Annotated in this window: 14 protein-coding genes; 7 read left to right on the top strand and 7 right to left on the bottom strand. The window is 55.8% G+C overall.

Annotated features, from left to right (window positions below; translation table 11 throughout):
• Positions 1–7: 7 nt before the first annotated feature.
• Complete coding sequence (gene glgP / locus IYV58_RS25470; RefSeq protein ID WP_004126089.1) at positions 8–2455, top strand: glycogen phosphorylase; 2448 nt, start codon at positions 8–10, stop codon at positions 2453–2455.
• Positions 2456–2507: 52 nt separating this feature from the next.
• Here the strand turns inward: glgP and glpD are convergent, their stop codons facing one another.
• A complete protein-coding gene (gene glpD, locus IYV58_RS25465) occupies positions 2508–4016 on the bottom strand; it encodes a glycerol-3-phosphate dehydrogenase (protein WP_004126088.1) in 1509 nt (502 codons plus the stop codon).
• A 211-nt stretch (positions 4017–4227) separates the two neighbouring features.
• Between glpD and glpE the strand changes: the two genes are divergently transcribed.
• The 3 genes from glpE to IYV58_RS25450 are packed head-to-tail and all read left to right on the top strand — an operon-like array spanning position 4228 to position 6225.
• Positions 4228–4557 (top strand): thiosulfate sulfurtransferase GlpE, encoded by a 330-nt coding sequence (gene glpE / locus IYV58_RS25460; protein WP_004126086.1) that lies wholly within the window; start codon positions 4228–4230, stop codon positions 4555–4557.
• A gap of 59 nt (positions 4558–4616) precedes the next feature.
• Complete coding sequence (gene glpG, locus IYV58_RS25455; RefSeq protein WP_032741973.1) at positions 4617–5447, top strand: rhomboid family intramembrane serine protease GlpG; 831 nt, start codon at positions 4617–4619, stop codon at positions 5445–5447.
• A gap of 19 nt (positions 5448–5466) precedes the next feature.
• The gene (locus IYV58_RS25450; RefSeq protein WP_004126080.1) at positions 5467–6225 is read left to right on the top strand and encodes a DeoR/GlpR family transcriptional regulator; all 759 of its coding nucleotides are present in this window, start codon (positions 5467–5469) and stop codon (positions 6223–6225) included.
• Positions 6226–6393: 168 nt separating this feature from the next.
• Here the strand turns inward: IYV58_RS25450 and malT are convergent, their stop codons facing one another.
• Positions 6394–9099 (bottom strand): HTH-type transcriptional regulator MalT, encoded by a 2706-nt coding sequence (gene malT / locus IYV58_RS25445; protein ID WP_004126077.1) that lies wholly within the window; start codon positions 9097–9099, stop codon positions 6394–6396.
• 619 nt (positions 9100–9718) lie between these two features.
• On the opposite strand from malT, the gene malP reads away from it, so the two are divergent.
• Both malP and malQ read left to right on the top strand, forming a co-directional pair.
• On the top strand, positions 9719–12109 hold the full coding sequence (malP, locus tag IYV58_RS25440; protein ID WP_049115490.1) for a maltodextrin phosphorylase: 2391 nt from the start codon (positions 9719–9721) through the stop codon (positions 12107–12109).
• Positions 12110–12119: 10 nt separating this feature from the next.
• Positions 12120–14213, top strand: a complete 2094-nt coding sequence (gene malQ / locus IYV58_RS25435; protein ID WP_142481450.1) for a 4-alpha-glucanotransferase — start codon at positions 12120–12122, stop codon at positions 14211–14213.
• Between the two features lie 46 nt (positions 14214–14259).
• Here malQ and pckA read toward each other — a convergent pair whose 3' ends face one another.
• The 5 genes from pckA to IYV58_RS25410 form a co-directional block, all read right to left on the bottom strand.
• Entirely contained in the window at positions 14260–15882 is a 1623-nt protein-coding gene (gene pckA, locus IYV58_RS25430; protein ID WP_004126067.1) for a phosphoenolpyruvate carboxykinase (ATP), read from the bottom strand.
• 348 nt (positions 15883–16230) lie between these two features.
• Positions 16231–17115 (bottom strand): Hsp33 family molecular chaperone HslO, encoded by an 885-nt coding sequence (gene hslO / locus IYV58_RS25425; RefSeq protein WP_162626051.1) that lies wholly within the window; start codon positions 17113–17115, stop codon positions 16231–16233.
• 18 nt (positions 17116–17133) lie between these two features.
• Entirely contained in the window at positions 17134–17535 is a 402-nt protein-coding gene (gene hslR, locus IYV58_RS25420) for a ribosome-associated heat shock protein Hsp15 (RefSeq protein WP_004126060.1), read from the bottom strand.
• On the bottom strand, positions 17532–18215 hold the full coding sequence (gene yrfG, locus IYV58_RS25415) for a GMP/IMP nucleotidase (protein WP_004126058.1): 684 nt from the start codon (positions 18213–18215) through the stop codon (positions 17532–17534). Before yrfG ends, hslR begins: the two co-directional genes overlap by 4 nt.
• A 62-nt stretch (positions 18216–18277) precedes the next feature.
• Positions 18278–20407 (bottom strand): intracellular growth attenuator family protein, encoded by a 2130-nt coding sequence (locus IYV58_RS25410; protein ID WP_049115495.1) that lies wholly within the window; start codon positions 20405–20407, stop codon positions 18278–18280.
• Between the two features lie 332 nt (positions 20408–20739).
• Here IYV58_RS25410 and nudE point away from each other — a divergent pair, with 332 nt between their 5' ends.
• Positions 20740–21300, top strand: coding sequence for an ADP compounds hydrolase NudE (gene nudE / locus IYV58_RS25405; RefSeq protein ID WP_004126053.1), 561 nt, complete (start codon positions 20740–20742; stop codon positions 21298–21300).
• The last annotated feature ends 7 nt before the right edge of the window (positions 21301–21307 follow it).

Here is a 21307-nt window from a genome sequence, read left to right as displayed (position 1 = left end):
CAAAGCTATGAATGTACCTTTTAGCTACTCATCACCCACCCTGAGCGTTGAGGCGTTAAAGCACTCTATTGCTTATAAGCTGATGTTTATCATCGGCAAAGATCCGGCTATCGCTAACAAGCATGAATGGCTCAACGCCACGCTGTTCGCCGTTCGCGATCGCATGGTTGAGCGCTGGCTGCGCTCAAACCGTGCGCAGCTTTCTCAGGAAGTTCGCCAGGTTTACTACCTGTCGATGGAATTTTTGATTGGCCGTACGTTGTCCAACGCGCTGTTATCGCTCGGCATTTATGAAGATGTGAACAGCGCGCTGGAAGAGATGGGGCTGAACCTTGAAGAATTAATTGATGAAGAAAACGACCCGGGCTTAGGTAACGGCGGTCTTGGTCGTCTGGCGGCCTGCTTCCTCGATTCGCTTGCGGCGCTGGGGTTACCGGGCCGCGGCTACGGTATCCGCTACGACTACGGGATGTTTAAGCAGAATATCGTCGATGGGCGGCAGAAAGAATCCCCGGATTACTGGCTGGAGTACGGCAACCCGTGGGAGTTCGAGCGCCATAATACGCGTTACAAAGTGCGCTTCGGCGGCCGTATTCAGCAGGAAGGTAAATACTCCCGCTGGGTGGAGACCGAAGAGATTATTGCAGAAGCCTATGACCAGATTATCCCTGGCTTCGACACCGACGCTACCAACACGCTGCGCCTGTGGAGCGCCCAGGCCAGCAGCGAGATCAACCTCGGTAAATTCAACCAGGGCGACTACTTCGCGGCGGTGGAAGATAAAAACCATTCCGAGAACGTGTCGCGGGTGCTCTATCCGGATGACTCGACCTATTCAGGACGCGAGCTGCGCCTGCGGCAGGAGTACTTCCTCGTATCGGCGACGGTGCAGGACATCCTCAGCCGCCACTACCAGCTGCATAAAACCTACGCCAACCTGGCAGACAAAATCGCGATTCATCTCAACGACACGCATCCGGTGCTGTCGATTCCGGAGCTGATGCGCCTGCTGATTGACGAGCATAAGTTCAGCTGGGATGAGGCGTTCGAGGTGACCTGCCAGGTCTTCTCCTATACCAACCATACCCTGATGAGCGAAGCGCTGGAGACCTGGCCTGTCGAGATGCTGGGTAAAATCCTGCCGCGTCATTTGCAGATTATCTTCGAGATCAACGACTATTTCCTGAAGACCCTGCAGGAGCAGTACCCCAACGATACGGCGATGCTGGGCCGGACGTCGATTATCGACGAGTCCAACGGTCGTCGCGTACGTATGGCGTGGCTGGCGGTGGTGGTGAGCCATAAGGTCAACGGCGTGTCGGAGCTGCACTCCCGGCTGATGGTCGAGTCGCTGTTTGCCGAATTTGCCAAAATCTTCCCGATGCGCTTTACCAACGTCACGAACGGCGTGACGCCGCGCCGCTGGCTGGCGCTGGCGAATCCGCCGCTATCAAAAGTACTGGATGAAAATATCGGCCATAACTGGCGCACGGATTTGAGCCAGTTGAAGGAGCTGGAGCAGCATATTGACTATCCGAAAGTCAACCAGGCGGTGCGCCAGGCTAAGCTGGAAAACAAGCAGCGGCTGGCGAACTACATTGGTCAGCAGCTTAATGTGGTAGTGAATCCGAAGGCGCTGTTTGATGTGCAGATCAAGCGTATTCACGAGTACAAACGTCAGCTGATGAACGTGCTGCACGTGATTACTCGCTACAATCGCATTAAGGCCAACCCCGACGCCGAGTGGGTGCCGCGAGTGAATATCTTCGCCGGAAAGGCGGCTTCGGCTTACTACATGGCCAAACATATTATTCATTTAATTAACGACGTCGCGGCGGTGGTGAATAACGATCCGCAGATTGGCGATAAGCTGAAAGTGGTGTTTATCCCTAACTACAGCGTCAGCCTCGCGCAGCTGATCATTCCGGCGGCGGATCTCTCCGAGCAGATTTCGCTGGCGGGAACGGAGGCCTCCGGGACCAGTAATATGAAGTTCGCGCTTAACGGCGCGTTAACCATCGGTACTCTGGACGGCGCTAACGTTGAGATGCAGGAGCACGTAGGGGCGGATAATTTCTTTATCTTCGGTAATACGGCGGAAGAGGTGGAGGCCCTGCGTGCCGACGGCTACAAACCGCGTGATTACTATGAGCAGGATGAAGAGCTGCACCAGGCGCTGACGCAGATCGGCACTGGCCTGTTCAGCCCATCGGAGCCGGGCCGCTATCGCGATCTGCTGGATTCGCTGATTAACTTTGGCGACCACTACCAGGTGCTGGCGGATTTTCGTAGCTACGTGGATTGTCAGGATAAGGTGGATGAGCTGTATCTTCACCCGGAAGAGTGGGCCAACAAAGCGATGCTCAATATCGCCAATATGGGCTACTTCTCTTCTGACCGCACGATCAAGGAGTATGCCGACCATATCTGGCATATCGATCCAGTACGTCTGTAGCGGGTTAGCCATAACAAAACGGGGCCACCAGGCCCCGTTGCTATTTACAGTTTTACGACGCTAACGACAGTTCAGACTTTCCCGCGTGCTGCGCCAGCCACTCGCTGATGCGCGCCTGCTGCTCGGCATTCAGCCACATACCTTGTTTGGTCCGGCGCCAGATAGCGTCATCCAGACGGCGTACCCACTCGTGTTCTACCAGATAGCGCAGCTCGGCTTCATAAAACTCGTGGCCGAAATCTTCGCCCAGATCGGCAAGCGAAGTCGCTTCGCCGAGGATCCATTCGCTATTGCTGCCGTAAGTCCGCGCATAGTGGCGGGCCATCGATTCGCTGATAAACGAAAAGCGGCGGCGCAGCTTTGCCGCGTAGTCGTCACGGTCGCCGCCGATATCGCCGCCGGGCAGTACCGCGGTTTTGGTCCATGCCGGGCCGATGCCTTTATAGTAAGGCGTCAGTTTCTCCAGCGCATGCTCGGCAAGCTTACGATAGGTCGTGAGCTTGCCGCCAAAGACCGACAGCAGCGGAGCCTGTCCGTTTTCATCGTGAATATCGAGGGTGTAATCGCGGGTGATCGCCTGCGGTGAGTCGGATTCATCGTCGCACAGCGGGCGTACGCCGGAGTAGGTCCAGACAATATCGTCCCGCGTGAGCGTCTTTTTAAAGTGGGCGTTATAGACGTTCAGCAGGTAATTAATCTCTTTACCGTCGATCGCCACGGCTTTTGGGTCGCCTTTATATTCAACGTCGGTGGTGCCAATGATGGAGAATTCATCCATCCACGGGATCACAAAAACAATACGTTTATCTTCATTTTGCAGGATGTAGGCCTGCTTCTGCGCATGCACGCGCGGCACGACGATATGGCTGCCCTTAATCAAACGGATGCCGTACGGTGAGCGCAGGTGCATCCCTTCATCGAAGAACTGTTTAACCCACGGGCCAGTGGCGTTAACCAGACCGCGCGCCTGCCAGGTAAACTTCTCGCCGCTATCAATATCTTCTGCCTCAACAATCCACAAACCGTTTTCACGTTTTGCCGAGATGGCGCGGGTACGGGTGCGCACTTCCCCGCCTTTACGCACAACCATCTGGGCGTTGGCCAGCACCATGCGCGCATCGTCGACCCAGCAGTCGGAATATTCGAAACCGCGCACGATTTCAGGTTTAAGTACCGATTCTGTGCCAAAACGCAACCCGGTTGAGCTGGGTAAACTGGTGCGCTTGCCCAGATGATCGTACATAAACAGCCCAATGCGGATCATCCACGCCGGGCGCAGGTGCGGACGATGCGGTAAACGAAAGCGCATCGGGAAGGCGATGTGCGGGGCCATTTTTAATAACACTTCACGCTCGGCCAGCGCTTCGCTCACCAGGCGGAACTCATAGTGTTCAAGGTAGCGCAGCCCGCCGTGAATCAGCTTTGAGCTGGCGCTGGATGTGGCGCAGGCCAGATCGTTCGCCTCCAGCATCAGCACGGATAAACCACGCCCTGCGGCGTCTGCCGCGATACCGGCACCGTTGATGCCTCCCCCTATCACAATCAGATCTTTGGTTTCCACGCTCGCCACCTCTTACACTTTCGTTTAAGCTCATAAATGTTCGATATCGCTCAATATAGCAAACAATCGCGCTATTGGTAACATCAAAAAAACATTTCAGAGTGATGCGTGTAACATATTGGCGTTTATTTAGCGCCAGGCTGTACACTAGACGCTAAAATCCAGGGCGTTCGCCGCCTGCCTGTATATCCGTATATAAAGAAGAGAGCTTATGGATCGCTTTGAATGTATTAACGTAGAAGAAGCCCACCAGAAAATGCACCAGCAGACGGCGGTGCTGGTCGATATTCGCGACCCGCAAAGCTATGCAATGGGCCACACGCCGGGCGCTTTTCATCTGACTAACGATACGCTGGGCGCGTTTATGCGCGACAACGATTTTGATACGGCGGTCATGGTGATGTGTTATCACGGCAACAGCAGCAAAGGCGCCGCACAGTATCTGCTACAGCAGGGTTACGACAAGGTTTATAGCGTGGACGGCGGGTTTGATGCCTGGCATCGGCATTTCCCGGCGGAAGTTGCGCATGGCGCACTTTAGGCGTTAGCGTCGGTTGTGGCTATAATATCTCCCTTTGTGTGGAATAAGCGATCCGCTGCATGTTAATGATTACCTCTTTTGCCAACCCGCGCGTGGCCCAGGCGTTTGTCGACTATATGGCGACGCAGGGGATTATTCTGACTATTCAGCAGCATACGCAGAGCGATATCTGGCTGGCCGATGAGTCCCAGGCTGGACGCGTGCAGGCCGAGCTGGCCCGTTTTCTGGAAAATCCCGCCGATCCGCGTTACCTTGCCGCCAGCTGGCAGTCGGGGCACACCAACAGCGGGCTGCACTACCAGCGCTTCCCCTTTTTAGCGACGCTTCGCCATAACGCCGGGCCGGTGACCTGGGGCGTGCTCTTCGCCTGCATCGTCGTCTTTGTCCTGCAAACGGTCATTGGCGATCAACCGGTCATGCTGCTGTTGGCCTGGCCCTACGATCCTTCGCTGAAATTTGAAGTCTGGCGCTACTTTAGCCATGCGCTCATGCACTTCTCGCTGATGCATATTTTGTTCAACCTGCTATGGTGGTGGTACCTCGGCGGAGCGGTAGAAAAGCGCATTGGCAGCGGCAAACTGGTGGTGATTACCGTAATCAGCGCCTTGCTGAGCGGCTTTGTTCAGCATCAGTTTAGCGGCCCGTGGTTTGGCGGACTGTCCGGCGTGGTCTATGCGCTAATGGGCTATGTCTGGCTGCGAGGCGAGCGCGATCCGCAAAGTGGCGTTTATTTACAGCGCGGCTTGATACTCTTTTCTTTAGTGTGGTTAATTGCTGGCTGGTTTGATGTTTTCGGCATGTCGATTGCGAACGGCGCGCACGTGGCCGGTCTGGTGACCGGGCTGGCGATGGCGTTTGTTGATACGCAGAATGTGCGAAAACGAACGTAGAGATTCCCAGGGATATTTCATGAAACAAACACAACGTCATGACGCGATTATCGAGCTGGTAAAAAAACAGGGATACGTCAGTACCGAAGAGCTTGTCGAGCAGTTTGCCGTCAGCCCGCAGACCATTCGCCGCGATCTGAATGATTTAGCCGATCAGAAAATGATCCTCCGTCATCACGGCGGCGCCGCGCTACCTTCCAGCTCGGTGAATACTTCATGGCACGACAGGAAATCGACCCAGACTCAGGAAAAAGAGCGCATTGCCCGCAAGGTGGCGAGCGAAATCCCCGACGGTGCGACGCTGTTTATCGATATCGGTACCACGCCGGAAGCGGTAGCCCATGCGCTGCTTAACCATAACGATCTGCGTATCGTCACCAATAACCTCAACGTCGCCAATACGCTGATGGTGAAAGAGGATTTCCGCATTATTCTGGCCGGCGGCGAGCTGCGTAGCAGGGACGGCGGTATCATCGGTGAAGCCACCCTGGATTTTATCTCCCAGTTTCGTCTTGATTTCGGCATTCTCGGCATCAGCGGTATCGACACCGATGGCTCACTGCTGGAGTTCGACTACCATGAAGTGCGCACCAAGCGGGCGATTATTGAAAACTCTCGTCACGTGATGCTGGTCGTTGACCATTCTAAGTTTGGCCGTAACGCGATGGTTAATATGGGCAGCATCAGTATGGTTGATGCGGTCTACACCGATGTTATGCCGCCGGCCGGCGTGCTGAAGGTGATTACCGACAATAATCTTCAGCTGGAGCTGTGCTGATTCATTAACTTTTCCGGGGCAGGCCAACGCGCGCCGCATGGCGTGATGCCGCGGGTGATATGTCACGCGCTTATCTCCGGTGATGGAGAGGGAGAACGCCAGGCGGAGGGAAATTTTTCCGCCGGCGATTAATCAGGGTGGCGATGTATAAGGCCAGCCGATAGCGGCTTATACGCCGTATCCCATCATTTTCAACAGCTGCTGGGCATGCTGAACGGCATCCTGGCGGTGCGCCACGCCCAGCTTCTGATACAAATTACGGATATGTGTTTTAATCGTCGTGGCGGCCACGTCCAGCTCACCGGCGATCTGCTCGTTGCTGTAACCGGAATAGATGAGCCCCAGCACCTGCCATTCGCGCTGGGTCAGCGGGCTGGTACGGATAAGTTCCGGCACTTCCGGATGGTTCAGCAGCCGCTCGACGAAGCTCTCGTCAAAGTGGGCGAACTTATGGCGATGATGCTGGTTGATATCGCGCAGAATACGCTGGGCGCGGTGCTGCTCCAGCTCCGGTAGCGTATTGAGCTGAATCAGCTGGCGCAGCTGCTGCGCCATCGCTTCGCCTTCAATGACAAAATGATTAATAAACCCGGTGCGGTTCGCGAGGGTGAGCGCTTCCAGCAGCGCTTTTTGCGCCTCGCTCTTACGCCCTGCCTGCCAGTAGAGCTGGTTGAGCAGCAGCAGGTTGCGGTTCAGATCGCTCATCAAACGCAGCGAGCGGGCGTTATCGTTTAACTCATCCAGTACCATTTCGGCGGAATCAAAATCGCCGAGCAGAATTTGCGCGCGGGCGATATTGCGCCACTGGCTCTGCAGGAAGTGGTTATTGGCGAACTCCGGTTTTGGCGTCTGGCGCAGCCAGTTTGCCGCGGCGGCTTTGTCGCCGATCATCTGCCAGTAGATAACCCGGACTTTATCGGCATTGGATACCCAGTCGCTATGGTAATGACCGTTGCCCAGCAGGTTTTCCAGGCGATTCAAATGGCTGCGGGCGTTATCCAGATCGCCGCGCGCCAGCGAGCACTGCACCATCAGCGTCAGGCACTGCAGCTGCTGCTGCGGTTGATAGGACGAGAGCACGTTCATGCCGCTGCGCGCGGAGGTTTCCGCTTCATCCAGCCGTGCCCAGGCCCACAGGAGCTGGGAACGAATACGCAGCAGGAACTCATGCATCGGCAGCTGTTCCAGATGCTGTTCACGAATGAGCTGGAAAGCTTTTTCCTGAATTTCCCAGGCGGCCTGCAGGAAGCCCTGTGCGAAGAGAATTTCGCTTTGCTGGATCATGCTCCATAACGCGTAGTGCCAGACGTCATGACGGCGGGCCATCTGTTCCGTCTGCTGCATGACCGCCAGCGATTTGCTCAACTGGCCTTTGCAGTGCAGAACTTCGCCGTGTACGGATGTGGCAACGATGCGGCTGTAGTAGCTGGCCAGCGGTAGTTCATCAAGGGCCACCATCGCCAGGCGCTCGGCTTCGTCCTGATCGCCGGCGTTGATCGCCACCTGGGCACGCAGGGCGTTGAAATCGCCGTGCATGGCGGTGTCCATTTCCGAATCCATTTCCTGCTCGGCGCGCGCCAGCAGGGTATTGACTTCACTATAGCGGTGCTGGCTCTGCATCAGCCAGGCCTGTAAAAGAATCAAACGCGGGTTTTCCAGCAGGTTTGACCAAGGCAGCGCGGCGAGGGACTGTTCCAGCAAACTCAGTTCGCTGTGGTTAAACATGCCCCACGCGTGGTTGAGCAGAATATCGCGCAGCATTTTGGCGTCACCCGCGGCCAGGGCGTGATGAATAGCTTCGCTCGGGAAGCCTTGCGCCATCCAGCTCTCAGCGGCCGCACGGTGAATTTCCGGCAGTTCGACCGCCAGCTCCCACTGGCAGCGCTGGCGCAGGAAGTTGCCGAACAGCGGATGGTAGCGAAACCATTCGCCGGAGTCGTCCATCCGCTGCAGGAATAATCCCTGACGCTCAATTTCTTCCAGCTGCATCTGGCCATTCTCTTCGCCGGTGACGCGGACGATGAGCGCATCGTTCATCGAGCGCAGCAGCGAGCTTTTTAGCAGGAAGTTACGCGTCCGCGGGTCCACGTTATCCAACACCTCATCGACCAGATAGTCAGAAAGATGGCTGGCGTTAATACCGGCAAGACGACGGGCGGAGTGATGGGCGGAAGTATTGTTCTGGCGCGCCGAGAGGGCAATCAGCTGCAGCGCGGTGGCCCAGCCGGCAACATCGTCGCACAGCCTTTTGCTATCGTCGGCCTCAATAGGCGAACTGAGACGACAGTCGAAAAACTGCTTCGCTTCCTGATGGGTAAAAGCGAGCTGCTGGCTGCCGATTTCCAGCAGCTGATCGCGCACGCGCAGGTTGGCGATACCCAGTTGCGGCAGATTACGCGACAGCACCACCAGCGTCATATTTTCCGGCTGATGGCGGAGGAAGAAACGCATCGCATCATGAATAACCGGATTGGTGATCAGATGATAATCATCAATCACCAGGAATAGCGGGCGCTGCCAGTCGGCCAGCTCAATAAACAGTTGCGCGAAGAGAGAGGGCAGGCTGGCGTATTGGCGCTTTTGCACCATCGCTTCGCTGGCCGCACAGTGGCCGCCTGTCGCCTGCTGAACGGCGGCGATAAGATAGCTGGCAAAACGCTCCTGTTGGTTATCACCTTCATCCAGCGAGAACCAGCCGAGATCGTTTTTCCCCGCCGCCCATTGAGAAACGAGCGTGGTTTTACCGTATCCAGCCGGACTGGTCACCAACGCGAGACGATAATTGTTCGCGCCGGAAAGTTTCGCCAGCAATCGCTCACGAACCACAGTGTGTTCAAGGCGGACCGGGCGACTTAATTTAGACGGAATCAACATAGTTCTTCATTTCGCTGTGCAAGTGAGGAATTGCGAATTTTTTTGCGCTTCGTAATTAATATCCAATAAGGTCGGCCATAATGAATTTTATTGCAAGTTATGTCCGAGTTTTATGCTCTTGAATTTGCTCTATGTCACAAATTTGCATAGTGAGAGAAATTCATATAAATGCGCGGCAGCGCGCGCGGTTATTGGGATTGCGGAAGTTTTAGGCACGATAAGCTAATCTTTTATTACAAAATTAGTAGCTGTTTGTTTTTAATGAAATATTATCAGTGAAATCTTATAAGTCATCTTTTTGAGCTATTTCTGCATTACAGTCCGTTTATTCTGCAGATATTTACTTTTATTTGGCAATATTTACAAATCGATGTTTTGCCCGCTTTTATCGTCCTGGCTTGTAACAAAATTTAGCGCGGTAAGCAGGCCGATTTGTGGTTCCGGCGTGGCGAATTTTGCAGCATAATTTTTGCCGGTAAGCTAACGTAATAGTGGCCACGATCACACTTTTCGCTCATCCCTGCTACTCCTCCCCGGCTAATCCCTGGCGGGATGAGGACGTGACTCCGGGAGGTCGGCACACTAACGCTAACGTTTTAGTAAAGGACCCGGATTACTTATGTCACAGACTTCTTTTAACAAAGCTCAGTTTCAGGCTGCACTGACGCGTCAGTGGCAGCATTTTGGTTTACAGTCCGCTTCCGAGATGACCCAGCGTCAGTGGTGGCGCGCCGTAAGCGGCGCGCTGTCCGAGCTGTTGTCGGCTCAGCCGGTAGCGCAAGCGGCCGAAGGGCAGCGCCACGTAAACTATATCTCCATGGAGTTTTTGATTGGTCGCCTGACCGGCAACAACCTGCTTAACCTTGGCTGGTATCAGCAGGTCAGCGATGAGCTTCAGGCGCATGACGTTAACCTGACCGACCTGCTGGAAGAGGAAATCGACCCGGGCCTGGGCAACGGCGGCCTCGGTCGTCTGGCGGCATGTTTCCTTGATTCTATGGCCACTGTGGGACAATCGGCGACCGGCTACGGCCTGAACTACCAGTACGGCCTGTTCCGCCAATCTTTCGCTGATGGCCAGCAGATGGAAGCGCCGGATGACTGGGGGCGTAATAGCTACCCGTGGTTCCGCCACAACGAAGCGCTGGACGTGCAGGTTGGCCTCGGCGGTAAAGTGACCAAAAGTGGTGAGTGGGTACCGGCATTCGTGATTACCGGCGAAGCCTGGGATCTGCCGGTGCTGGGCTACCGTAACAACGTGGCTCAGCCGCTGCGCCTGTGGCAGGCTAAGCACGCGCATCCGTTTAACCTGACCAAATTCAACGATGGCGATTTCCTGCGTGCCGAACAGCAGGGCATTGACGCCGAAAAACTGACGAAAGTTCTCTACCCGAACGATAACCATCAGGCGGGTAAAAAACTGCGTCTGATGCAGCAGTACTTCCAGTGCGCCTGTTCGGTTGCCGATATTCTGCGTCGCCATCATCTGGCGGGCCGCAAGCTGGCGGAGCTGGCGGATTATGAAGTCATCCAGCTTAACGATACTCACCCGACGATTGCGATTCCGGAACTGCTGCGCGTGCTGATTGATGAGCATCAGCTGAGCTGGGACGACGCCTGGGCAATTACCAGCAACACCTTCGCGTATACCAACCACACCCTGATGCCGGAAGCGCTGGAGTGCTGGGATGAGAAGCTGGTGAAAGCGCTTCTGCCGCGCCACATGCAGATCATCAAACAGATTAATGACCGCTTTAAAACGCTGGTGGATAAAACCTGGCCGGGCGATAAGCAGGTGTGGGCGAAACTGGCGGTGGTGCACGATAAACAGGTTCGCATGGCGAACATGTGCGTGGTGAGCGGCTTTGCGGTTAATGGCGTTGCCGCGCTGCACTCCGACCTGGTGGTGAAAGATCTGTTCCCGGAATATCACCAGCTGTGGCCGAATAAATTCCATAACGTCACCAACGGCATTACCCCGCGCCGCTGGATCAAACAGTGCAACCCGGCTCTGGCCGCGCTGCTGGATAAAACCCTGAAGAAAGAGTGGGCCAACGATCTCGACCAGCTGATCAACCTCGAAAAATATGCCGATGACGCTAAGTTCCGTCAGATGTATCGCGACATTAAGCTGGCTAACAAAGTTCGTCTGGCGGAGTTTGTGAAGCGGCGTACCGGTATCGAGATTAATCCGCAGGCGATTTTCGATATCCAGATCAAGCGCCTGCACGAGTACAAACGCCAGCACCTGAACCTGCTGAATATTCTTGCGCAGTACAAAGAAATTCGCGAGAACCCGCAGGCGGACCGCGTACCGCGCGTGTTCCTGTTCGGCGCGAAAGCGGCGCCGGGCTACTATCTGGCGAAGAATATTATCTGGGCGATCAATAAGGTTGCCGCCGCGATCAACAACGATCCGCTGGTCGGCGATAAGCTGAAAGTGGTATTCCTGCCGGATTACTGCGTCTCGGCGGCGGAAATGCTGATCCCGGCGGCGGATGTCTCCGAGCAGATCTCAACGGCGGGTAAAGAGGCCTCCGGTACCGGCAACATGAAGCTGGCGCTGAACGGCGCGCTGACCGTGGGAACCCTGGATGGAGCGAACGTGGAAATCGCTGAGCAGGTAGGCGAAGAAAACATTTTTATCTTCGGTCATACCGTGGAAGAAGTGAAAGCGCTGAAGGCCAAAGGCTACGATCCGCTGAAATGGCGTAAGAAAGATAAGCTGCTGGACGCGGTGCTAAAAGAGCTGGAGAGCGGTAAATACAGCGATGGCGATAAGCATGCTTTCGACCAGATGCTGCACAGCCTGCTGAAAGGCGGCGACCCGTACCTGGTGCTGGCAGATTTTGAAGCCTACGTGGCGGCGCAGAAGCAGGTTGATGAGCTGTATCGCGACCAGGAAGCCTGGACGCGCGCGACGATTCTGAATACCGCGCGCTGCGGCATGTTCAGCTCCGACCGCTCGATTCGCGATTATCAGCAACGTATCTGGCAGGCAAAACGCTAAGGACAGGCCTATGGAGACTAAACGCCTTGATAACGCAGCCCTGGCGGCGGGAATAAGCCCAAGCTATATCAACGCGCACGGTAAGCCGCAGTCCATTGCTGCGGCCACCAAGCAGCGGCTGCTTGATGCGATGCATCGTACCACCATCACCCCGAAGGCGGTGGTTAACCCACTGCCAGCGGTGCAGGTGTTCACCCACGGCAAAAAGATGTCTCTGCCGGTAGCGGGCCAGGGGGAGTTTCACTGGATCCTCACTACCGAAGAAGGGAAACAGTATCAGGGCCAGGCGCGCGGCGGTGAAACGCTGCCGCTGCCGGCAAGATTACCGGAAGGGTATCATACGCTCACGCTGACTCAGGACGGCGATCGCTGGCACTGCCGGGCGATCGTCGCGCCCGCGCGCTGCTACGAACCGCAGGCGCTGAAGGATGGCCAGAAACTGTGGGGAACCTGCGTGCAACTGTATACGCTGCGCTCGGAGAAGAACTGGGGGATTGGCGACTTCGGCGATTTACGCGCGATGCTGCCGGAAATCGCCCGCCGGGGTGGCTCGTTTATCGGACTTAACCCGATTCACGCGCTCTATCCGGCTAACCCGGAGAGCGCCAGTCCGTACAGCCCCTCTTCGCGCCGCTGGCTCAACGTTATCTATATTGACGTCAATGCGGTAGAGGATTTCCGTCATAGCAAAGAGGCGCAGAAATGGTGGCAATCACCGGCTACGCAGCAGACTTTACAGGCCGCGCGCCAGACCGATGACGTTGACTATACCGCCGTGACCGCCCTTAAGCTCACCGCGCTGCGCATGGCCTGGAAAGGTTTTTCTGCGCGCAACGATGAGGCGATGGCGGAGTTTCGCCAGTTTGTCACCCGCGAGGGCGACAGCCTGTACTGGCAGGCGGCGTTTGACGCGCTGCATGCCTGGCAGGTGCAACAGGACCCGATGCGCTGGGGCTGGCCCGCGTGGCCGAAGGCTTATCAGGATACCGATAGCCCGGAGGTTAAAACGTTCTGCACCGAACATGCCGATGAGGTGAATTTTTACCTGTGGCTGCAGTGGCTCGCTTATACCCAGTTTGCCGAGTGCTGGCATACCAGCCAAAACGACGCCATGCCGATCGGCCTGTATCGCGACCTGGCGGTGGGCGTTGCGGAAGGCGGGGCGGAAACCTGGTGCGATCGCGAGCTGTACTGCCTGAAAGCCTCCGTCGGCGCGCCCCCGGATATCCTGGGCCCGCTGGGGCAAAACTGGGGTCTGCCGCCGATGGATCCGCATATCATGGTGGCGCGCGCCTATGAGCCTTTCGTCGAGCTGCTGCGCGCGAATATGCAAAACTGCGGGGCGCTACGCATCGATCATGTCATGTCGGTGCTGCGTTTGTGGTGGATCCCTTACGGCGAGACGGCCGATCACGGCGCCTATGTGCAGTATCCGGTAGACGATCTTTTGTCGATTCTGGCGCTGGAGAGTAAGCGTCATCGCTGTATGGTGATCGGCGAGGATCTGGGAACCGTACCGGTTGAGATCGTCGGCAAGCTGCGTAAAAGCGGCGTTTACTCCTACAAAGTGCTCTATTTCGAAAATGACCACGAAAAGACTTTCCGTGCGCCGAAGGCGTATCCGGAGCAATCAATGGCTGTGGCAACGACGCATGACCTGCCAACGTTGCGCGGCTACTGGGAAAGCGGCGACCTGACGCTGGGTAAATCACTCGGCCTGTATCCGGATGAGGTGGTATTACGTGGACTGTATCAGGATCGCGAGCTGGCGAAGCAGGGGCTGCTGGATGCTCTGCACCGCTATGGCTGTCTGCCAAAGCGTACCGGACATAAAGCGTCGCTGATGGCGATGACGCCAACCCTGAATCGCGGAATGCAGCGCTATATCGCCGACAGCAACAGCGCGCTGCTGGGCCTGCAGCCGGAAGATTGGCTGGTGATGGCTGAGCCGGTCAATATTCCCGGGACCAGCACCGAGTATCCAAACTGGCGTCGTAAGCTTTCCACTACGCTTGAGGCGATGTTTGCCGATGAGCAGGTAAATAAGCTGATTAAGGATCTGGATAAGCGGCGCAAGGCGGCGAGTAAGAAGAAGCAAGCCTGATGTAAGCCAAAAAAGCCGGGAAGCGATTCCCGGCTTTTTATTCTCTTTAGCGTTTCGGCCCAGCGGCTACTAGCGCAGCGCCTGCTGGTGTATCGGTGTATTTCTCAAAGTTCTCGATGAATAGCTTCGCCAGCTGCTCCGCTTTTTCCTGCCACTGCTCTGGCGAGCCGTAGGTGTTGCGCGGGTCGAGGATATGGGTATCCACCCCCGGCAGCTCGGTCGGGATCTGCAGCTCAAACATCGGCAGAGTGAAGGTTTCGGCATTGTCCAGTGAACCATCAAGAATCGCATCGATAATGGCGCGAGTATCTTTGATCGAGATACGTTTGCCGGTACCGTTCCAGCCGGTGTTGACCAGATAGGCCTGGGCGCCGGAAGCCTGCATGCGTTTCACTAGCACTTCTGCGTACTGCGTTGGGTGCAGAGACAGGAAGGCGGCGCCAAAGCAGGCGGAGAAGGTTGGCGTCGGCTCCGTGACGCCGCGCTCGGTACCGGCCAGCTTGGCGGTGAAGCCAGACAGGAAGTGGTACTGGGTCTGGTCGGCGGTCAGACGAGAAACCGGCGGCAGAACGCCAAAGGCGTCAGCGGTGAGGAAGATAACCTTGGTGGCATGACCGGCTTTGGAGATGGGCTTAACGATGTTCTCGATATGATTGATCGGATAAGAGACGCGGGTGTTTTCGGTCTTTGAACCGTCGTTAAAATCGATGGTGCCGTCAGCCAGCACGACCACATTCTCCAGCAGCGCATCGCGGCGAATCGCATGGTAGATATCCGGCTCTGCGGCTTCGGATAGCTTAATGGTCTTGGCGTAGCAGCCGCCTTCGAAGTTGAATACCCCGTCGTCATCCCAGCCGTGTTCGTCATCGCCAATCAGGCGGCGTTTCGGATCGGTAGAGAGGGTGGTCTTGCCGGTACCGGAAAGGCCGAAGAAGATAGCGACATCCTCTTTTTCCCCGACGTTGGCGGAGCAGTGCATGGAAGCGATGCCCTTCAGCGGCAGCAGGTAGTTCATGATCGAGAACATCCCTTTTTTCATTTCGCCGCCGTACCAGGTTCCGCCGATAAGCTGGATGCGCTCGGTCAGGTTGAACGCAACGAAGTTTTCGGAGTTCAGGCCCTGTTCTTTCCACTGCGGGTTGGTGCACTTAGCGCCGTTCATCACGATGAAATCCGGCTTGAAGTTTGCCAGCTCTTCCTCGCTTGGGCGAATAAACATGTTTTTCACGAAATGCGCCTGCCAGGCGACTTCGGTAATAAAGCGGACGCTCAGGCGGGTGTCGGCATTGGCGCCGCAGAAGGCGTCAACGATAAACAGGCGCTTGCCGGAGAGCTGGCGGGTCACCAGCCCCTTCAGGTGCTGCCACGTTTCCTCAGAAAGCGGCTTGTTGTCGTTCTTACCTTTGCCTTTATCGGCCCACCACACGGTATCGCGGGTGGTGTCGTCACGAACGATATACTTATCTTTTGGAGAACGGCCGGTAAAAATACCGGTATCTACGGCGATTGCACCAAGATTTGTTAATACGCCACGTTCATAACCTTCCAGATTGGGGGCGAGCTCTTCCTGATACAATGTATCGTAACTGGGGTTATGGACGATATCCTGGACGTCATTGATACCATAAGCCTTGAGATCCTGCGGGGTTAAACCATTATTAACGCGCATGTCACTGCTCCTTAGCCAATATGTACTGCTTTAAATTGTAGGGTTTATTACGGGGTATAGACCGCGACCAGGCTCATAGATTTACGTATCTCGACAAACGGCGGACTTACGAAAAACGTTGTGACTCCTGTCACGAGGCGTAGGGGATTATCTCAGGAATTAGGGCTACAGTGGGGGTAGATGTTTCTTAATGGTTAAAAAGTAATTAAAAAAACTGTTGAAATGTGAATGTAATCGCTTACCTGAAAGAAAATTACGTAACTCTTTCATGGGGAATCGATTCACCACGCGAAGAAAAATCGTTGACGTCAGGCGCGAGGAGGAAAACCGCGCCTGACAGAGTGGGGATTAGTGGATTTGCGGATCGGCCGGGGAGGCGTTGTTACGAATTTCGGCAATATCCATCGCATTAAAGATGTAATGATTACCGCAATAGTCGCAGTGCATATCGATTTCTCCTTCGTCGGCCAGGATGCTATCGATCTCCTCATCCGGCAGCGTTTTCAGCGCGCCGGCGCAGCGCTCGCGAGAGCAGGTGCATTTAAACTCAACGCCCTGCGGCTCGTAAACGGTGACTTCTTCTTCGTGATACAGGCGCCAGAGCACATCGTTCGCGGGCAGGGTAAACAGCTCTTCAGCTTTGATGGTTTCGGTCAGGGTGCTCAGATGTTCGAAATCAGCCGCCTGCGCGTCCTGCGCCGGCAGAACCTGCAGCAGCATGCCGCCGGCCATTGGTTTACCTTCGTGTTCACCGCTACGGATGATCAGTCGGGTTGGCAGCTGTTCAGAGCGCTGGAAGTAATCTTCGAGGCAGGCCGCCAGCGTATCGCCTTCAAGACCAACCACGCCCTGATAGCGCTCGCCCTCTTCCGGAGAGATGGTAATGACCAGATAACCATTACCGACCATGGTTTTCAGGTCCGCCCCTTCCGGGATCTCGCCCTGGGTGCGGGCGACACCGCGCATCTGCTGCTGGTTGTTGCCGTTGATCACCGCCAGCGACAGCGGGCCATCGCCCTGCAGCTGAACGGTAATATCGCCCGCGAACTTCAGCGTGGCGGTCAGCAGGCTGGTAGCGACCAGCAGTTCCGCCAGCAAGGTTTTCACCGGCTGCGGGTAGCTATGGTTGGTCAGAATCTGTTCTAAAGTTTCTGAAACTGTTACCAGCTCACCGCGTACGGCATAGTTTTCAAACAGATAGCGGTGTAATTGATCGTGTTGAGTCATAATCATCTCTCTTGCGGGCCACAGTTATTCACTATCGCCGTGTTTAAATCTCATCAGGTCGCGGCGCTCTTTCTTATCCGGTCGCCTGTCGGGATGCGGCATGGTTAGGGCGTTCATTTTCCGCGCCAGCGCCACTTTCTCGCGTTTCTCGATGCTCTCAGCCGTCTCTTCATAAAGCGCGACGGCTTCACTGGCGGGCCTGCGCTGTTCGGTAATGCCTTTTACCACAATGGTGCGTTCGTCATTGCCCTGGCGGAGCATCAGGGTCGCGTTCAGCTCGACCACTTTGCCAGGCTTACTGCGCTGCCCGTTATAGTGCACTTTGCCGCCTTCAATCATCTCGCGCGCCAGCGCTCGGGTTTTATAAATGCGGGCTGCCCACAGCCATTTGTCCAGCCTGACGGCTTCGACGGGTTTTTCTTTCATGGCCTCTCCTGTAGGGTCAGCGAGGGGATCAGATGCCGGTAGTCGTTCAACCCAGGATGGCGAGCGTAGCTTTTTTCCGCCAGCCCGGAGTCGGGGTTGGTGATACCCAGGCAATAGCGGATGCCGTACTCCGCCGCCGCGTCCAGAATCGCCTCGTTATCGTCGACGAACAGCGTATTGCGCGCGTCGAAGCCGGTTTCTTCAGCCACTGCGTGCCACAGCCGCTGATCCTCTTTCGGATAACCAAATGTGTGGGTGGAAAGCAATAAATCAAGGTGCGCGTCCAGACCGGTATGCTTTAGCTTCACCGCCAGATTATGCGGGTGGGCATTGGTCAGCAAAATCCGCCGTTTGCCGCTGGTTTTAAGCGCCTCAAGGAACGGCACGGTATCTTCACGCAGCGCGGCCCTTGGCCCCTGCTCGCTGGTCATCGCACAAATATCCAAACCCAGACGCTCGCTCCAGTAGTCCAGGCAGTACCAGTTTAGCGTATGTTGTACCGCATGATACTCCTGGCGCATCGCGTCTCTGGCTTCCTGCAGGTTGAGCCCCCGCGCGGCGCCCCAGGTTTCCGGAACCAGTTTTTGCCAGAAGTAGTTGTCGAAGGCGAGGTCGAGCAGCGTACCGTCCATATCCAGCAGAACGGTATCAACCTCTTGCCAGGCGATATCAAAATGCATGGTCAGTCTCCAGCGAGGGGGGAAATTGCGCGACAGGGTATCACACCCCGTCGCGTAGAGAATTATTCTTGCGGGTCGGGTGAGGAAAGCAGAACCGGATTCAGGCAGCTTTCGTAGTATTTCTGGATCTCTTCCTGACGCTGGCGATGGCGCTGATAGCGACGAAAAGCCTGGATACCGTGATACGCCGAACAGCCCAGCATGGTCAGCAGCAGCAGCGTTGTGCCAAGGTAGCGCCACAGCCCGGAGCGGTCAGGAATACGATGCAGGTTGATATGCTGCGTGCCGTTGGCATCGGTGTAAAGATTGGTGACGATGCCTTCTGCCTGGAACGGCGTGTGCATTAGCATGCCTGCCAGACGCTGCAGTTCGCTCCACTGCTGGTGAGCAGGGAAATCATATAAACCGGTGCCTGGCCACGGCTGATTTACCAGGTCGCTGCCTTCATCGCTGGCAATCAGGAAACCGCCGGGTGCCGGGCTATTCAGCGCCTGAGCCGCGCGCGAGGTTTCACGGCTGATGAACGGCGCGGTGGAGGTGGTGACCAGGTTCTCCAGCGATTCCGCGCTTACCGGGCGTAACAGGACGTTGACGCCGTCCAGTTTGCCCGCGCTGGCGCGTTTGGTCAGGGCTTCCCAGTTGCGGGTATTACCGAGGTTAACCAGCGCATTCTTCAAACGAACGCAATCGTCTTTCGCAGAGCACAGGTCGTTGGTTTTTGTGACGATATCGCCAAAATCATCCAGTAGCACCATGCCTGACTTCTGAATGGCGGAACGTAGCGCCGGGCTGACGCGCGAATCGTCATCGGATTCGGGATGGAGCTGGCGCTGGACGGTCTGCATCAGGGCGGTGGCCTTACTGACGATATCTGACTCCGGCAGCGGCAGGGGAGGGGCATCATTCCAGACGATTTGTGAACAATCGAACGGCATAAACGGCGAGTTCTCTTTTGCCGTCCAGGCGCCCGGCGAGTGGATGTTGCACATTCCTGTGCCTTTCAGGCGCAGCGTGTCGCCGATGCGAATCTTTGACTTCTCCAGCTGGGCAACCGTCGTGGCTTCGATAGTTTGCGCGCCCTTGAGCCATGAAAGGGTGAATTTAAAGGGCATATTCAGCGGTACGCTGGCCCACAGCATCACGACGATCAGCAGCGCGCCGAGGGCGATAATCGCGCTGCGGAGCCAGTACTGAAGCGGGAAGTTTTTGACCTCATCATGCAGCGACAGGAAGCGGCCCTGGCGGACAACGTGGCGGCTGAGGTAGATGTCGATATCCGTTTGCTGGCCGAGGTCCTGCGCAATCCACGGTTGCCAGTGGCGCGGGTAGATAAGGTCGATAATGCCGAGGGAAATATTATTGATATGTTCCTGGTTATTTTCGCCAAACAACCCCCAGCGTTTCGGCATGCCGCGCAGACAGTGAATTTCCCGCAGCGATGTTTTACGCGGGGGAGCGTAGATCCCCCATACGCCTGCCAGCAGCAGGAGTAACCCGCCGCCCAGCAGCCAGGGCGAAAAAACGTTCGGGGTTATCAGGCTGCAATAAAACAGCAGGAAGGCGGCAACCACCAGAATGGCTTCGCGAAGGCCGTCAGGGCGGCTAAGCGCATGCTCTTCTGGCGTTTCCGGGCGGATGTTTAGCAGCTCAATTTGCTCGCTCTCTTCCCCGCGGATGGATGCCTGAGGCACCGCGGCTTTTTCAAGCGCAAACCCCCGGGATTCCTGAGGATAGTCGCTGAGCGTTTGCCCATTCAGAGCAATCACCAGCGGCAGGCTATCGGTGGAGATTAACTCGACGCTGTTTTCATCGTTGATATGTTGCTCCCAGAAGGGGGGCAGATGAATTTCCACTGAATCAAGGAAGTAGCGCCATTTGTTGAGGTCATCGGTGGTGATGCCGTAGCGCGTAATGGCGCGGGTGACGCTATACACGGTACCGCTCTGTTCGTTCAGCGTCAGGTTGACCGGCGCGGTGCTGGCGCCAGACGCTGGCAACTGCTGGTTACGGCTGAGGCTTTCGAGGTATTTTTCTACTGCGCTGCGCTCTTCATCGGAAAGCTTGCGCGTCGCGGCATCGCTAAAGGCGTGCAGCAGCGGCAGGCGACGACGTCTTGCATGCGTGCGATACCACCACCCGATAAGCAATGCGCAGATCAGCAGAGCTAACAAAAATATCAGAAAGGTGCCCATGCCCATCCCATCATAGTTATTCTTTTCTTACTGGTATCGTCGGTTGCCATTCATCAATAGAGGTAAAACAGCCGTCGAAATCGGCACTTAATTACGTCAACGCGGGAAAATCTATTATGTAATGCAGCAGCATACAACCTTATCAAAAGCGTTAAAATCCAGGAATCAGTATATTCTCAAATACTATTCAACCTATTGACTTTTTAGTCTTTGTGATACCCGGGCGCAAGGCGAAAAAGTTGCAACTATGTAAATTAGTGGTGATTAGGATTGCCGAAACCGTGCTGCGTATCGCACAATGACCGCTGTAATCACAGCATAGACCGATGACAATGAGCAAATCATTACAAAAACCCACCATTCTCAATGTTGAAACAGTCGCGCGCTCGCGCCTTTTTAATGTTGAAAGCGTGGACCTTGAGTTCAGCAACGGCGTGCGCCGCGTGTATGAACGGATGCGGCCTTCTACCCGTGAAGCCGTGATGATTGTGCCGATTGTCGATGACCATATAATCCTGATTCGCGAATATGCCGTTGGTACGGAGTCCTATGAGCTGGGCTTTTCAAAAGGCCTGATCGATCCAGGCGAAAGCGTACTGGAAGCCGCCAACCGCGAGCTGAAAGAAGAGGTTGGGTTTGGCGCGCAAAAGCTGACGTTTTTGAAAAAACTAAGCATGGCTCCGTCCTACTTCTCCAGCAAGATGAATATCCTGGTGGCGGAAGACCTTTATCCGGAGTCGTTGCCCGGCGATGAGCCCGAGCCGCTGCCGCAGGTGCGCTGGCCGCTGTCGCAGCTGATGACGCTGCTCGAGGAAGAAGATTTCAACGAAGCGCGTAACGTTAGCGCGCTTTTCCTGCTGCGCGAGTGGCTGCAGGCGCAGGGGCGGCTGTAGCGCCTCT

Origin of the sequence: Klebsiella sp. BDA134-6 (assembly GCF_015601345.1) — a bacterium.
Lineage (GTDB): Bacteria > Pseudomonadota > Gammaproteobacteria > Enterobacterales > Enterobacteriaceae > Klebsiella > Klebsiella grimontii.
This window is presented reverse-complemented; position numbering and strand designations above follow the sequence as displayed.

Coding starts and splice junctions, on each gene's coding strand:
- glgP (WP_004126089.1), top strand. CDS start 8: ATGAATGTACCTTTTAGCTACTCATCACCCACCCTGAGCGTTGAGGCG.
- glpE (WP_004126086.1), top strand. CDS start 4,228: ATGGATCGCTTTGAATGTATTAACGTAGAAGAAGCCCACCAGAAAATG.
- glpG (WP_032741973.1), top strand. CDS start 4,617: ATGTTAATGATTACCTCTTTTGCCAACCCGCGCGTGGCCCAGGCGTTT.
- IYV58_RS25450 (WP_004126080.1), top strand. CDS start 5,467: ATGAAACAAACACAACGTCATGACGCGATTATCGAGCTGGTAAAAAAA.
- malT (WP_004126077.1), bottom strand. CDS start 9,099: ATGTTGATTCCGTCTAAATTAAGTCGCCCGGTCCGCCTTGAACACACT.
- malP (WP_049115490.1), top strand. CDS start 9,719: ATGTCACAGACTTCTTTTAACAAAGCTCAGTTTCAGGCTGCACTGACG.
- malQ (WP_142481450.1), top strand. CDS start 12,120: ATGGAGACTAAACGCCTTGATAACGCAGCCCTGGCGGCGGGAATAAGC.
- pckA (WP_004126067.1), bottom strand. CDS start 15,882: ATGCGCGTTAATAATGGTTTAACCCCGCAGGATCTCAAGGCTTATGGT.
- hslO (WP_162626051.1), bottom strand. CDS start 17,115: ATGATTATGACTCAACACGATCAATTACACCGCTATCTGTTTGAAAAC.
- hslR (WP_004126060.1), bottom strand. CDS start 17,535: ATGAAAGAAAAACCCGTCGAAGCCGTCAGGCTGGACAAATGGCTGTGG.
- yrfG (WP_004126058.1), bottom strand. CDS start 18,215: ATGCATTTTGATATCGCCTGGCAAGAGGTTGATACCGTTCTGCTGGAT.
- IYV58_RS25410 (WP_049115495.1), bottom strand. CDS start 20,407: ATGGGCACCTTTCTGATATTTTTGTTAGCTCTGCTGATCTGCGCATTG.
- nudE (WP_004126053.1), top strand. CDS start 20,740: ATGAGCAAATCATTACAAAAACCCACCATTCTCAATGTTGAAACAGTC.